The 452-nt window shown below is 50.4% G+C and carries 1 protein-coding gene; it reads right to left on the reverse strand.

The genetic code is table 11. The features are described from left to right. Positions 1-3: 3 nt before the first annotated feature. The coding region (locus JZ791_RS44275; RefSeq protein WP_216903966.1) for a hypothetical protein at positions 4-452 on the reverse strand (449 nt) is incomplete at its 5' end.

Below are 452 nucleotides of genomic sequence, written 5' to 3' on the forward strand. Positions count from 1 at the left end.
GGGTTATTTCACGCGTTCTTGCGCTTCTTTCAGCAGTTGCTCGAGCAGTGCACCTGGTTTGGCGTATTTACGGGACAGGATCATCGCGGCGATGATATAAGGCTTCCAGCTGGCTTCTTTGTAGGTAGCGATACGGTATTTTTCGAATACGCCTTCAGTCACTTCACCTTCTTTGCAGGATACGCCGCTGATATCAGCTGGCAGGCAGTGCATGTACAGGGCTTCGCCATCACGGGTCAGTTCCATCATCTCTTCAGTACAATGCCAGTCTTTGTGTTGCGCGTTCTGTGCCAGACACTGTTTTTCCAGTGCTTTTAAGCCTTCGTGATCGTTCGCACGCAGCAATTCAGTACGCTCTTCCATCACTTTGTAAGGTGCCCATGACTTCGGATAAACGATGTCTGCGTCTTTGAAGGCTTCTTCCATGCTGGTGACCTGACGGAAGCTACCAC

Source organism: Nocardia alni, assembly GCF_019038435.1.
GTDB lineage: Bacteria > Actinomycetota > Actinomycetes > Mycobacteriales > Mycobacteriaceae > Nocardia > Nocardia alni.